This is a genomic window from Corallococcus praedator, assembly GCF_003612125.1.
GTDB lineage: Bacteria > Myxococcota > Myxococcia > Myxococcales > Myxococcaceae > Corallococcus > Corallococcus praedator.
Map to the genome: position 1 here is coordinate 1 of NZ_RAWI01001251.1, position 411 is coordinate 411.

At 69.3% G+C, this 411-nt stretch carries 1 protein-coding gene; it reads left to right on the top strand.

Features of this window, described 5'->3' with window-relative positions; all coding sequences use genetic code 11:
* A partial coding sequence (locus D7Y13_RS43945) for a protein tyrosine phosphatase family protein (RefSeq protein WP_244222501.1) occupies positions 1-270 on the top strand: 270 nt, incomplete at its 5' end.
* Positions 271-411: the final 141 nt, after the last annotated feature.

Genomic DNA, 411 nt, shown 5'->3' on the forward strand with positions numbered 1-411 from the left:
GAGGCTGCGGGCCTGACCTACACCGCGATCCCGATCGGGCATGGCGGGTTCAGCCATCCGCAGATCGCGGCAATGGTCGATGTGCTCGAGGACGCCAAGGGGCCGGTGCTGGCGTTCTGTCGATCGGGCACGCGGTCGTGCAACCTGTGGGCGCTGGCGCGCGCGCGGATGGGCGATTCGCCCGACGCGTTGATCGAGAAGGGCGCGGGCGCGGGGTACGACCTCAACGGATTGCGGCCGTTGCTGGACCAGCTGGCGGCGCAGGCCTGACGTCATGACGCACGACCAGATCGTCCAGCTTGCCGGGTCGGTCGTCGCGATCCTGGCGCTCGCCGGTTTCGCGCGGATGCTCAAGCTGGGCCAGAGCAAGATCGCCACCGAAGGCGATGCGCGGCGCTTTGCCGAAGAGGC